Source organism: Legionella cherrii, assembly GCF_900635815.1.
Taxonomy (GTDB): Bacteria; Pseudomonadota; Gammaproteobacteria; order Legionellales; family Legionellaceae; genus Legionella; species Legionella cherrii.
Genome location: NZ_LR134173.1, coordinates 3,256,208 through 3,269,745 on the forward strand (window position 1 = coordinate 3,256,208; position 13,538 = coordinate 3,269,745).

Sequence of the window (13,538 nt, forward strand, 5' to 3'; positions counted from 1 at the left end):
CCTATCCATTCATTTTACAAAATAAATTTTTTAGGCTACATAATATTAAAGGGAATTTAAATAGAAAACTTATGAAAAAATGGACTGGTTTCTTTGTATTACTGGTAGTACTTATTCTGGTGGCTTATTATGCCATTGGTCTCACAATTAAAAGTACTTTAAATAAAAATATAAATTCGATACCTAAATCTTCCGCATTTAATGTCCGTCTTCACGACTACCACAACGGCTGGTTTTCATCTCATGCGATTATATCAATCAAGATGCATATTCCTGCGCAAACTACAGCGGATAAAAATGGGGTCGCCAAAACAGAACCACCCGTTGATTTTGATATAGATATACCCATTCTCATCAAGCATGGACCTTTTATAGTTACAAACTATGGCCTACGTTTTGGAATAGGAGTCATTACAACTCAACCTGAAACGCATTATGAAGCATTTATTAATTACCTTAATAGAACCATATTCAGGTACACGCTGCCCTCTTTAGCCATAGAAGGCAAAATTGGTCAAAATGAAGGAGATTTTCAACTCTCTTGGGAGGGATTAACTTCCTTACTTAGCGTTTCTTCTAATCTTGACCGTATTGAGGGTAATTTAGAATTATTAGGATTAAGTGGATCCGCCAATAACCCTGCGAACACACAGAGTAATGTGATCTTTAAAGTCGGTGGAATGACCTATGATTTTAAATTAAAACGTTACCATGACTGGTTGTGGTTAGGCCATTCGCGCTTTGATATTCCTACTATAGCAATCAATCTAGCTGGCACCCCGTTATTTGAACTCACCAGCCTTAACTTTCTAGCGCGCTCCGATGTGAGTCATGAAGCATTGGACATTGATTTTAAACTGTCATTACAAAAATTATTTGCTAATAATCAAAACTACGGACCAGGAATGATACATTTAAGTATTAGAAATCTGGATCCCATTGTTGCGGCAAAAATCAATCAACAAGAATTCAACATGATGCAAAATAATAGTGATCCCAATATGATCTCACTTGCATTCGTGAATGAATTACCTCAGCTCCTTGCTAAAGGAGCCGTCATAGAACTTTCTGAAATGACTTTAAATTTACCGGAAGGGAAAATTGCAGGAAATTTTAAAATAACTCTGCCAAAAAATGAGAACAATGATTTATCTCAGATCATGCAAAAACTACAAGGTGAAGGCTCCTTTAAAGCCCCGATGGCGACGGTAAAAACACTTCTGATCGCTTCACTTAAAAACGAATCGTCACCCAATGATACTCAAGCCAATCCAGTGACTTCGCCAGCATCCACAACGAGCCCGACACAAATTTTAACAAATCCGGATAACGATGCGGATAAAAAAGCAGATAAAATATTGCAGGACTTAGTGAGTCAAGGTTTTTTAAAGATTGAAGGTGCTGATTATGTCTTCACGTTTAAATTAGAAAACCAAAAAATTTTCGTCAATGGCAAGGTTTTTAACCCTGATCTGCTTAAATAATTTAATTTCCTTTATCAAACTGTGAAATCATTTGAACAATATAAAAAAGCCCATATCTCGTATTGATATGGGCTTGGAATTTTTTACATCGATAACGAAAGACTAGTATCTGTAGCTCCTTTATGATAATGGCGCTCCCGCTCCATAAACTTGTCAACAAGCTCGGTCAAAAAACCAATTTTCTCCGACATAGGAAGATCTGTTGACATAACTCCTTGAGTAATACCCTGAAATATTTGACTGAGAGGAGATGCTTTATATTCCTGTTCTGATTTTTTCTTCCTTGCCAGAGATTCATTATAAACAGCAAGGCCAACTCCTGTAGGTAGTGCAGAAGAGGGTTCTTCTCTAGTTCCTTTTGGGAATACACGTTGGAGGGGGCTTTCTTTTCCACTAGAAAGCTCCATCACTAAAACTCCTTCATCTCTGGAGCTCGATAATCTCGAATGATAAACCGAGGATTGAGGAGTAGAGCTATGTTTCCTAGGAGAGAAAAAAGTAACCAGGTCACTTAACTTATCGGTCTTCATCGGTATGACAACCGGCTGAGATATTTCAACGTTCTCAGATTCTTTTTGTGTTGCAACATCCTCAACATCCTCAACTTCATCAACTTCGTCAAGTGCCTCAGCTTTCTCAACCTTTCCTAGATTGATTATTTTCTCAGCATTTTTCGTTTTTTTATCTTTTTTAGGTTTTTCATTTTTTTCAGTTTTTTCACTTGTAACAGTTAAATCATGGCTTCTTTTAAAATTCACTTCCAGCCAATTGACAAGTTTATGGGGTTGTGGAACGTGAATGCTGTGTTTATCATGGTAACACTCTTCTTGAATATTCCGACCCTTTTCAATATGAGGAACATGATTTTCAACAACAAAGAATTCTTTTGTTGCTTTAAATGGAGGTAAAATATTACCTGGGTAAGTAATGAAATTATAACCTAGGGAGGCCGCTAACAACATAATAGAAGGACTTTCTTCAGCAAGATAGTTTCGAGAGCGAACATGCCACAGCTCATCACTTTCTCCTTGTTCGAGATGACGCTTAGCAAAATCGGCCGCAGCTTGCTCAATAGGTATCTTAAGACCATCTAGAGAGTTATAAAGAGGCAGGATTTCTTCTAATGTTTTCTTAAAGTCATTTTGCGATTCCCAGGTCTGCCAACGCATTATCTCAAAATTTTTTCCTTGTGTTACCGCGAGTTGATTGATAATCTCAATTTGTTCATCCATCGATTTATTAGAATATTCGCGTTTAAAAGCTTCTGGAGTAATATTCAAAGGAGCTAAAAAAGCAGCTAAATTTCTTTCGAAATACGACTCACCCAATCCTCGGGCTTGTTGTTTAAGCTCATCCCGCTCATCATCAGATGACTTCTTGAGATTATGCCAGTATATTTCATCAGCAATTAAGAACGTTGTCTTACCCTGTGTTCCCGAGTTATTGTTAGGCGTTTGATGCATCGCTACTGCTTCATTCACAATAGCCGCCAAATACTCCCCTGTACAATACTCATTTCCTCTAATACTTAAAAGAACTAAGTTTTTTGTAGTCTTTAATGTGGGGAAAAAACTTTTACTATTATTTTTTTTATCGATTGAATCAAAACTAGCAGTAACAATCTTACCGTCTTTGGGGCCTCTAACTTTTGTCATCTAAATATTCCTTAGCGCTTATTTCTATCACATCAGTACGCTAACCATTTCATGAACCGACTTATATTTTATATTCGATATTACCGCGTACTATAAATAGTATGGTTTTCTAAACTCTAATAACCTTGAATTATTCGACTAAAATTATAGCCATAGTATAATTCATTTTGAAAAAAAAAATAACCATTTCTTCGGCAAATAGTTTATAATATTCTCATTAACATTTTATTAAGAACAGAATATTTAGAGGACTTTTTTTCAGCGTGTTGTAAATTAGTCCATGAACATCTGTCCAAGCAACTTAGGTAAACAAAATTTTACTTAATAATGACCCTGATTTTCATTGTTAAGTTCATTTTAAAAAGTGGTGAAAAATGGATTCTGAAAAAATACAAGAATTACAAAAGATTATTAATCAAAAGAACGAGGAAATCGCTCGATTAAATCTTTCTCTAGAAGAAGAAAGATTAACATTTAAAAATGAATTACAGGCGGTTCATGATTATTATGAAAATATCATTGCCTTAATGCCAGGACACGTTTATTGGTTAGATAAGAATAATGTATTTTTAGGTTGTAACGATGCACAAGCGGCCAGCGCACGGCTGCAGTCAAGAAAAGATATTGTAGGGAAAACTAATTATGATATGCCATGGAAAGATCAGGCAGAAGAATTAAATAAACTCAATACATTAGTCATGGAAACAGGCATACCCCATACTGCGGAAGAATATGCAGTCATGGCAAATGGAATGGGCATTTACTATTCGCAAAAAGTTCCTTTACGCAATCAAAAAAATGAAATTATTGGCGTTTTAGGTATTTCCCTGGACATCACAGAACGCAAAAAAATGGAAGTTGCCTTACGTCGTGCAAAAGAAAACGCTGAAGTAGCCAATCAAGCTAAAACCGAGTTTATAGAAAATATGAGCCATGATATTCATACTCCATTAAGTGGTATTGTGGGGATGTCAAGACTTTTAGAAGAGAAAGCAGAAGATCCTGAAAGAAAACAATATGCACGTTGGATTCATGAAAGCGGTGAGAAATTATTGGATTTACTTAATGGGGTTATGGAAATCGTTAAAGCAGATAATCTCCGAGAACAAGATGTCCACGAAGAATTATTCGAATTACGTAAGAACATCAAAGATATCGCACATCTCGTTCAACCAACCCTGGAAATGAAAAAGATTCAACTAAACATTGAAATTGATGATACAGTACCCAATGCAGTGATTACGGATGGGACAAAATTACATCGAGTTTTGTTAAATCTTGTTGGAAATGCAATTAGGTTCACAGACACGGGTACAGTCACAATTAAAGTAGAAAACCTTTCCCATGAAAACAGCTACACGCAACTTCGATTTAGTGTGATCGATACAGGAATCGGTATACCGCAAGAACTAAAGAGCAAAATCTTTGATCGGTTCTTTCGTGCCATCCCTTCTTATAAAAGCCAGCACAGCGGTTATGGCGTTGGACTTCATGTGGCACAAAAGTACTTAAGTCTATTGGGTGGCGAAATACATTTAGAAAGCGAAGTTGGAAAAGGCTCTACTTTCTATTTTACCCTGACCATGAAAGTTGGGTACGATGAGTTCAATCCTTCATATGATGGGGCTCAAACGAACGCGCTACAAGGAGCAACTGCAGCGGACTCTCCACTTATTCTTCTCGTAGAAGATAATATTATATCGCTTCATATGATTGAAAATGTTGTAGAACAGGCTGGGTATCAATTTTACTCAGCGATTGATGGCGAGCATGCTCTAGAGTTGTTAGAAACAAATAATTTTGACTTAATCATTACTGATGTAGGGATATCAAGTACTTTAGATAAAAATCTGGTTCAGTGCATTCGCGATCTGGAAAAAACAAACACAGAAAAATCCCATACCGATTATTGGATTAACAACAAGTACCTCAGATGAGGTAGTATCAAAAAATTTAGGTATCGGAATGACTAAAGTGTTGACCAAGCCGATTCATTTAAAAGCGCTACAAGAGGTAGTTAATGGACTTGATTTATCCTCAAAAGAAAAATGATTTTTCCAATGCAATGAAGCGGAACCCAAGGCTGCAGTACTTTTGTTCTCATTTCATATAAGTTCTCCAGGGATACGTCATCCTGTATGAGATAGGATATTATGGAACAGTATGCCCTATTGAGGAGATCCTGCGCCGTAAACTCCTCAGGATGACGTAAAAACCCTGACTAGAACGTTCCTCTGCACTCACTTAACCGAATTACTTCATGGAGTTTCAAAATAATTCTTGTCAAATGGATAACAAACCCAAGTCAAGGTGGAGCCATTGTAATTCACTTCAAGTGTTGAAGTATCTAAGGAAGTTAAGGAAGGTTGTTTTTCTATATAACAGACTCGCTTCGCACCCTCTACGGTTACATAGTAATAAGATGTTGTTGTTTTATAATCAGCAGGGACATAATAAACATTGCCTTGTTTTTCCAAAATAATGGGTTTTCCTGTAATCAAAATTTTATCGGCGTAAGAACTTACATTGAGTATCATCAACGAAAAAAATGCTAATAATAATTTTTTCATAATAGTTTCACTCCCTGAAAAGATGCGAGGTTATGGTTAAGTATAGAACAAAACCCTATTTAATTTATTTTTTCACTACATCCTAATCACTGCACGAAATCGTACTTTATTTGCCATCATATCGGCAAAAGCTGTTTCCGCTTGGGTCAGTGAATATTGTTGAATCATTGGACGAATTCCCGTCAGCGCACAAAACTGCAATGTTTCTTCTATATCGATTGCGCTTCCAGAAGCCCAACCTTTAATCGAGCGATTCGCAGAAATAAGCTGAGTCGATATGACCTCAATTGGATCGTTAGAGGCGCCTACAATAACCAGCTCACCTTTACTACTAAGCCCGTCAATTAAGGGCGAAATTGATTTACCACTTGGTGCTGTTGCTAAAATTACCCGGGCACCACCCAATTTTTTTAATTCAAGCGTAACATCTTGGTTGTCAGAATCTATATAAATGTCAGCGCCTAACTTTTTAGCGAGGGACTCTTTGTCTGCTCCTTTAGAAAGAGCAACGGTTTTAAATCCCATTTTATTAGCAAATTGAATTGCTAAATGACCTAATCCGCCTATACCCTGTATTGCAACTAAATCACCTGCACGAGCAACACTATGTCTTAATGCATTAAAAGTAGTAATGCCTGCACACATTAATGGCGCTGCATCAGCAAAAGAGAGTTCATCAGGAATTGCAGCAAGCGCTTCAACCGGGGCGATCATATATTGCGCATAGCCACCGTCATAATGTAATCCTGTAATTTGATGATTTTCACATAAGATAAAATCCCCGTGACGACATGGAAGGCATTGACCACAACGCGCCCCCGCCCAACCTACGCCAACACGTTGACCCGCTCTCCATCGCGTAACATTAGGTCCAATCTCATCAATTACACCTGCGATTTCATGACCAGGAATTCTTGGGAATTGAAGATTCGGCCATAATTTTTCCTTCACAAATACATCGGAATGACACACTCCGCATGCTTCAACCTTGATACGAACTTGATTTGTTGCAGGCATCATTATGTCTCGTTCAACCGCTTCCCATTCACCGGATTTATTGACCTGTACGACGTTCATTTTGTTCATTGTTCATTTCCTTATGTCATCGATTACTAACCGAATTAAATGATTGATAAAAAAATCCCTATCCTCAATTGTAGACAATCCCCACAAAATTTCATGAATCATTAGGATTATGAAAAAAGATGTTCCCTAATGTTGTTAGGGTGTTTTGTGCTACAAGAAAGATTATAATCGCTTGAAAAGCGTTTGAATTTTGTACTGCATACCATTTAATTTTAAAAGGAATCTTATGAATACTCTGGATTGGTTAAAAAAACTGATTGCATTTGATACCACTTCACGCAATTCCAATTTATCACTAATAGAAACCCTAGCCAATGCATTGAATGATCATCAGATTAATCCTATTTTAATACATGATGACAAAGGAGTTAAAGCAAATTTACTTGCATCCATCCCAAATCGCTATGGTCGACTCGACGGAGGACTTATTTTATCTGGACATACCGATGCAGTACCCGTTGATGGACAAACTTGGGATAGCGACCCCTTTCGGGCAACGGTTAAAGACGAAAAAGTCTATGGCCGGGGGGCTTGTGATATGAAAGGTTTTATTGCAGTAGTCATGAATCTCATCCCGCATTTTAAAGCACTAAATCTTGAATTCCCAATACACTTTGCTTTTTCTTATGATGAAGAAATTGGTTGCCTTGGTGCACCAAGCCTGATTGAGAAAATGACACAGCTCAATTATAAACCGCAAGCATGTATTGTAGGCGAACCGACTTCGATGCAACCGGTAATCGGGCATAAAGGAATACAATGCTATCGTTGTCACATCCATGGTGTAGCAGCTCATTCATCTCTGACGCCTCAGGGTTGTAATGCCATAGAACATGCGGCATCATTAATTACGTATCTTCGCAATATCGCGCATCACCTTAAATCTCAAGGACATCGTGATCCAGCTTATGATGTACCGTATACAACGATATCTACAAATCTCATTCAGGGTGGGAATGCGTATAATACGATACCTAGCTTGTGTGAGTTTATTTTTGAAATTAGAAACTTGGTAGCAGATAATCCCGATGAACTTCATCAACAAATTGTTGAATATATAGAAACTCAGCTGCTTCCTACACTCCGTAAGGAACAATTGAACACCAACATTATTTTAGAAAGGCTTGCGAATGCTCCTGGGTTAGATACTCCCCCATCAGAACCAATTGTTCGCGCTGCTCAATTAATTTGTGACAATGAACAGCTGATTAAAGTGGCTTATGCTACTGAAGCAGGATTATTCCAACATGCGAAAATACCGACGATTGTGTGTGGCCCAGGTAGCATTGAACAAGCTCATCGTGCCAATGAATTTGTTTCACTTGAACAATTGCATCGTTGCGAACAATTCATGATAAAATTTCTACACTCACCATTTCTTAATTCAGTTAATTAGGTTAAAAATCACGATGAGCGAAGAGCATGATTATCCTCTATATCCCATTCTGTGAAGAAAATGATTTAATAGCCAGGGCAATTCATTGGCAAGAAGTGCTCGACACTCAAAATATACTGATCATACAACATGGTAAAAAAATTAATTATCAATCCATGATGCAAGAACGCCTTAAAATCTATGTGCTGGCGCATGGTATTGATAATTTGTTAGAGCAGTTTCATCTGGCAAGCACTTTTCCTAATACCGCTCGGACTACACTTCTTAGCATTGATAAAATAGCTGAGCGTTTTAACTCTGATTTTCTCTATCTGCACCATAGGATAAAAAGAATCAAACTTTATTTTTGTAATAATAAGGGAAATCAGAAATCCATAGCAGAGAAATTTCATCAGAATTTAATCTTATTTAATGCATTCATCGATTATTATGCAGGAACCCTTTTTAGCCCTTCAACAGATAAAAAAAAATATTCCTGTCATAATGGCCAACGGCTCCCCACTTCCAAGGTACGCCAAACCTTATATCATAGCAGAGATGAAGATTCGCCTGGGAGAATGAATATCAAACAGCGAAGCAAGGCCATTTTCATTGATGAAAGAAAAGAAAAGTACATTGAGTTGATGCTTCAACGACAAAAAAAAGTACGTCAGGAATTATTTATGAATAATAGAGATATACGCCTGAAACATACTGTAGATTATGAAAAGACAGAAGCTGATGAGTTATGCAAATCTTCGAGTTTTTTTAGATAAGGTACAGCAAGGCAAAAGAAATAGCTTAAATCAGTATAATGTCCAGCCCTCTCACCTAAAGTTTGTAACGAGGGCTTACCTGAAATTGATCCGTATCCTTCACCGACAATGTAAAGAAAAAACATATAACACCGTTATGGTAGATAATCATGGAGTTGTTTATGATTTATTTTTCCACTATGGGTCAATGGTATCGTGTCGATGAAGTATACTTTTACCGGAATTTTATAGTGTGCAATATATTGAGTGAGGAATTGACTCAGTTCGGGTTCAGTCAACCTCTTTCCATTTTTCAGCACCACAAAAGCTATGGGTACTTCTCCTTCATGTGGATCAGGAATCCCAATTACTGCCGCTGCTTTAATTGCAGGATGCTGATAAATCGCAGCCTCAACTTCACCGGGCATGATATTTGAGGTGTTCCGAATAATGATATCCTTAATCCTCCCAGTAAAATAATAATTTCCCTGAATGTCTTGTTTTCCACTATCCCCCGTTCTAAACCACCCTTCGATAAATGTTTTTTGAGTTTCGTCCGGATTATGCCAATAATTTAGCATGAGTATATTTCCTTTTACCAAGATTTCACCCTCTTCACCTGGTGGCACTTCCTTACCTGATTGATCCACTAAACGTAATGTTACTCCTTTAACCGGCTTGCCAATGCAACCGCTTGAGGGATTTTTTTCCCTACAGACTGTCATCCAAATGCCCTCTGTCATACCATAACCAACGTGGATAGACATCCCGGAACAGGCAATAAATCGCTGTTGAACTGCCTCAGGCAATACATCACCGCCTGTATAAACACCGCGAAGTGAAGCGAAAGTATCGGCGGTACAACGTCCTGAGTCCAAAAGTTTCATTAGTGTATCAATGTGCGGGACTGCTAAAGTCGGTTTATGCTTCATTAAGCCATCTAAATATTCATTTAGGTTAAAACCATCATATACCAAAACCGTACCGCCTCGTGACAAAGTAGAAAAAGTTTCCATAAAACCACTTATATGACATTGTGGTTCACACACGATCATCTTATCTTGAGAAGTAATTGTATCCAAAGCATCTGAAGTTGAATCTAATATTGCCTCAATTGAGCGCAGAGTATGCACAACACCCTTGGGCTTTCCAATAGACCCTGAAGTATAAAAAATTACTGCGGGACTGTCATAAGAGAGCGCTGATACCTCAAATTCAGTAGGCGTATTTATGACATCATCAAACAAAGGGTAGCCATTAGTTTTCCCCTTTTTACTTACAACAAAGACTTGCTTAATACTGGTTTGAGTTAAATCAATTTTATCCAGTAAAAATAATTTTTCCTCTTCAATAATTAAAAAATAGGGCTCTGCATCCTGAATTACACGTTCCAATTCAGGAGGAGCATAACGACGATTTATAGGCATCGCAATACAACCTGCTTTAAAACAACCCAGATAAATAGAGATTATTTCAACACAATTAGGCAGCATAAACGCAATACGTTCGCCCTTAAGTCCCATCTCAGTTAAAAAATGAGCAAAACCATTTGCAACGTTTTCCAACTCCTCGTAGGAAACACTTTTATTTGCCAATATAAGAGCGGTTTTTTGTACACTATCTTCCCTAGTTGAATAAATTAAGTTTTTAGTGAACATAAAGATACCCACTATTCTTCAAGCAATTATTGTTATACTATAGGATAAATTTATTTACTCTATGTATGAATTTGCAACAGAGTGAATCTAGAAAACTTAATAAAAACTTCTTTACAATGTCTCATTGTGGAATTCAGTTATAGGGTTCATTATGCCTACCATTCGATTCAGAGAAACCCCACTAATCCGTGAAATTTTAACAATTTATAAAGACTTGCGAACGAAAGTCATGGAAGACATGAAAAATAGCATTATTGAAGTTCCTGTAGAACAGCAAGGTTGGGGATATACATTTGGTCTGACCTATAAAGAAGGTGTTATAGAGGGATTGGAATATCCTCAGCCTGGTGGGTTATCAAACATAGCCAGAAAAATACAAGAACAAAATCATTCAAAAAAAACTAAAAAAAACTGTGATTTTTTTAACTTTGTGTACAATACGTGTTATCAGTACATTGCGGATAATCAAAACCGTTATTTTGGTCGCGCCAATTTAAATGATATTTCACATGGCAAAGTGATAGCGATGATTTTACTTGCCCACCTTTGCCGTCAAGCTTTGGAAAGACCCCTTGATGAACAAGAAAGGTACAAAGATAGAATTCAGCGTTTTACTGTTGAATTACTGAAACATAAAGACATTCAAAGTACAAATAGCCAAGATGACCAAATGCTTTCCTGTAAGTCGGCTCTTGAGCGCATATTTTCTGCATCACAACAAGACGACTCTTCTGATCAAGAAAATAAAATTGATGCTTATTATCATCATATTGAAGAAGCAACCCAAAAAATAAATGAATTACTTGTAGGCGTTGATAACTACTTGCTGCCATTGTTTAGTGGGCAAAATCAAATTGATGTGATGCATTTGCAGGCTCTGTATGAAAGAGAAAATCAAACTACTCTTACTGCTATAGAACAAAGAGTGATGCATGACCCCTTTATCGCGGAGCTATTTGGCCAACCTACAGCAGCTTTGCAAAAAGACAACTTTCTAACACTTTATAAAGGACTGGATTATCAATTCCCTAAAGAAGGAAATTTTTTATGGGAAGAGTTTGGGGAAGAACAACAAAAAAACTTCATTAATTTATTAAAATTGCGAGATAAATTACACGTATTGCAAAATGAGCTTAAAAAACTGCATCAGTTTGCTAGTGGCAATAAAATCAGTTATTTCAATGATTTTATTAAATTGTCTGAACCTTACTTAAAGGACATTCATCATGTCAAAAGTGAGTTAAATGTTCGTTTAGAAAAATTCGAAGCAGATTGCGGTAGCGTTTATCGAAAACGAAGCAAATCTCAAAGCGCAACACGAAACTTATGGGAACCTTTTTACTTAAATAAACTTCCATTAGTTGGGGTAAGAAATCATTTTATCACTACATCCCAACAAATTAGCGCAGCATTTGCGAACATTCCATTTGATTGCTTTGATGCACTAAAAGAATTCAGTAAAGAAGCAAATGAGATTTTAAAACGAGGGTATGCGCTATTTGGCAACGAATTTGAGGTGGTAGGTAGTGATTTTCAATCGGATATATCACGGGCACAAGCAAAAGAATTAAGTCGACAAGCCGAGCTTATTTTAGTAAAACAAAAAAATATCTTGGCAGAATATGATGAACTTCTTCTGCAAGCACGACTATCTTCTGATGAAACCACAAAAAAACTGGTCGAAATTCTTGAACGTCGTCGAGCTATTATTGCGCAAATTATCGAAGCCATTGAATCACAATCCACTGATATTGCTGAAGAAGAAGGTTTTGTTCTTGTTGAAAGCAATAGCCATGAAACTAAAATACTGGAAGAAGAACAAACTACTGGTTTTTTACAAATTATCAGAAACTATTTATCTCGCCCATCAGTGAGCTCGCTTGAATACAATGCATTACGAGAACAGCTGGAAAAGCAAGGCATTGAATTAAGCGAAGCCCGAAAAAGAAATGAGAGTGTCCAACAAGACAATCAAAGAAAAGATGAGTTGATTGTACAACGAGACCTAGAAATTAAAGCATTGGGTGGCGAAATTCAAAAAAGAGAGGGACAATTAAAGCTGCTCGCAGGTATTGCAAATATCCCCATGCTTGATGCGCATAATTCGCAATTACTCATTAAGCGCATTACCAACAACCAAACTGCGCAAGTAAACGAATTATTAACTTTAGTAAAAAACATGGAGGCCATCATCCAACAAGGAAGAAATTATGAAATAGCTTATGAGTCAAAAGCAAGCCAGTACGATAACTCACTCTTTTTTAGTCATAATAATAATGGAAAAAATCATGCACGCAAGGTTATGAATGAGTGGATAAATCATCTGTACGCCGTTACGAATCAAGTCATTACCGAAGCATTAGAAAATAAAAATCCTATGAATGCAGAGAAAATGATTGAGATCAGGAAATTTCTCTCAGACACCATAGTTGCTTCAATGAATGATCTAATCACTACTGAAAATTACAGCAGCTATAAGCAACATTCGTTTCGAAATTATCTTCGTTATTTTCATCAACAGTTAATTGTTGATGGACAATTACAAGAGAGATTAGATGATGAACAAGCGCTAATAAAAGACGTTAATGCAATTTTTGCAACGGTGAATAATTCGTTCAATAAAGAGGAATTAGAAGAATTCGAAATGTCGCTACAGAATCAAGGTGAATCATTCTGTATCTAGGCCGATGTTTCTTGATAGGCCGTATAGGGTTCGAACCTATGACCAAGAGATTAAGAGTCTCCTGCTCTACCAGCTGAGCTAACGGCCCGTTTTAAAATGAATGGTAATCACATCCACAATATATTGATTACACATAAAATAGTAGCTGATAAAAATAAATTTTGCTATATGACAATTCATTATCATAAAAGTTGTTACTACAGGTTATTTTAAGTGCCTCAATCTCGTCCTGTTCAATAACAAAAAGCCTAGTCCCGGATACGGCAAAGTAT

The 13,538-nt window shown here is 36.9% G+C and carries 9 protein-coding genes and 1 tRNA gene; 5 read left to right on the forward strand and 5 right to left on the reverse strand.

Going from position 1 to position 13,538, the window contains the following annotated elements; all coding sequences use genetic code 11:
* Positions 1-71 precede the first annotated feature (71 nt).
* Complete coding sequence (locus EL022_RS13905; RefSeq protein WP_028380000.1) at positions 72-1,484, forward strand: YdgA family protein; 1,413 nt, start codon at positions 72-74, stop codon at positions 1,482-1,484.
* A gap of 83 nt (positions 1,485-1,567) precedes the next feature.
* Here the strand turns inward: EL022_RS13905 and EL022_RS13910 are convergent, their stop codons facing one another.
* A complete protein-coding gene (locus EL022_RS13910; RefSeq protein ID WP_051544396.1) occupies positions 1,568-3,139 on the reverse strand; it encodes a hypothetical protein in 1,572 nt (523 codons plus the stop codon).
* Positions 3,140-3,513: 374 nt separating this feature from the next.
* On the opposite strand from EL022_RS13910, the gene EL022_RS13915 reads away from it, so the two are divergent.
* On the forward strand, positions 3,514-5,076 hold the full coding sequence (locus tag EL022_RS13915) for an ATP-binding protein (protein WP_241972189.1): 1,563 nt from the start codon (positions 3,514-3,516) through the stop codon (positions 5,074-5,076).
* Positions 5,077-5,397: 321 nt separating this feature from the next.
* Here the strand turns inward: EL022_RS13915 and EL022_RS13920 are convergent, their stop codons facing one another.
* Both EL022_RS13920 and EL022_RS13925 read right to left on the reverse strand, forming a co-directional pair.
* The gene (locus tag EL022_RS13920) at positions 5,398-5,709 is read right to left on the reverse strand and encodes a hypothetical protein (RefSeq protein ID WP_028379998.1); all 312 of its coding nucleotides are present in this window, start codon (positions 5,707-5,709) and stop codon (positions 5,398-5,400) included.
* Positions 5,710-5,784: 75 nt separating this feature from the next.
* Positions 5,785-6,795, reverse strand: coding sequence for an alcohol dehydrogenase (locus EL022_RS13925; RefSeq protein WP_028379997.1), 1,011 nt, complete (start codon positions 6,793-6,795; stop codon positions 5,785-5,787).
* Positions 6,796-7,021: 226 nt separating this feature from the next.
* On the opposite strand from EL022_RS13925, the gene argE reads away from it, so the two are divergent.
* Complete coding sequence (argE, locus tag EL022_RS13930) at positions 7,022-8,191, forward strand: acetylornithine deacetylase (RefSeq protein ID WP_028379996.1); 1,170 nt, start codon at positions 7,022-7,024, stop codon at positions 8,189-8,191.
* Between the two features lie 26 nt (positions 8,192-8,217).
* On the forward strand, positions 8,218-8,946 hold the full coding sequence (locus EL022_RS13935) for a hypothetical protein (RefSeq protein WP_028379995.1): 729 nt from the start codon (positions 8,218-8,220) through the stop codon (positions 8,944-8,946).
* Between the two features lie 134 nt (positions 8,947-9,080).
* On the opposite strand, the gene EL022_RS13940 is transcribed toward EL022_RS13935, so the two are convergent.
* Positions 9,081-10,583 carry a class I adenylate-forming enzyme family protein gene (locus EL022_RS13940; RefSeq protein WP_028379994.1) on the reverse strand — a complete coding sequence of 501 codons (1,503 nt, stop codon included), beginning with the start codon at positions 10,581-10,583 and terminating at the stop codon, positions 9,081-9,083.
* A gap of 151 nt (positions 10,584-10,734) precedes the next feature.
* Between EL022_RS13940 and EL022_RS13945 the strand changes: the two genes are divergently transcribed.
* Entirely contained in the window at positions 10,735-13,266 is a 2,532-nt protein-coding gene (locus EL022_RS13945) for a hypothetical protein (protein WP_028379993.1), read from the forward strand.
* Positions 13,267-13,281: 15 nt separating this feature from the next.
* On the opposite strand, the gene EL022_RS13950 is transcribed toward EL022_RS13945, so the two are convergent.
* A tRNA-Lys gene (locus EL022_RS13950) sits at positions 13,282-13,354 on the reverse strand.
* Between the last annotated feature and the right edge of the window lie 184 nt (positions 13,355-13,538).

Bases quoted from the DNA above. Each gene is read 5' to 3' on its own strand.
- EL022_RS13940 (WP_028379994.1), bottom strand. From the start codon at position 10,583: ATGTTCACTAAAAACTTAATTTATTCAACTAGGGAAGATAGTGTACAA.
- EL022_RS13910 (WP_051544396.1), bottom strand. From the start codon at position 3,139: ATGACAAAAGTTAGAGGCCCCAAAGACGGTAAGATTGTTACTGCTAGT.
- EL022_RS13920 (WP_028379998.1), bottom strand. From the start codon at position 5,709: ATGAAAAAATTATTATTAGCATTTTTTTCGTTGATGATACTCAATGTA.
- EL022_RS13935 (WP_028379995.1), top strand. From the start codon at position 8,218: ATGATTATCCTCTATATCCCATTCTGTGAAGAAAATGATTTAATAGCC.
- argE (WP_028379996.1), top strand. From the start codon at position 7,022: ATGAATACTCTGGATTGGTTAAAAAAACTGATTGCATTTGATACCACT.
- EL022_RS13925 (WP_028379997.1), bottom strand. From the start codon at position 6,795: ATGAACAAAATGAACGTCGTACAGGTCAATAAATCCGGTGAATGGGAA.
- EL022_RS13945 (WP_028379993.1), top strand. From the start codon at position 10,735: ATGCCTACCATTCGATTCAGAGAAACCCCACTAATCCGTGAAATTTTA.
- EL022_RS13905 (WP_028380000.1), top strand. From the start codon at position 72: ATGAAAAAATGGACTGGTTTCTTTGTATTACTGGTAGTACTTATTCTG.
- EL022_RS13915 (WP_241972189.1), top strand. From the start codon at position 3,514: ATGGATTCTGAAAAAATACAAGAATTACAAAAGATTATTAATCAAAAG.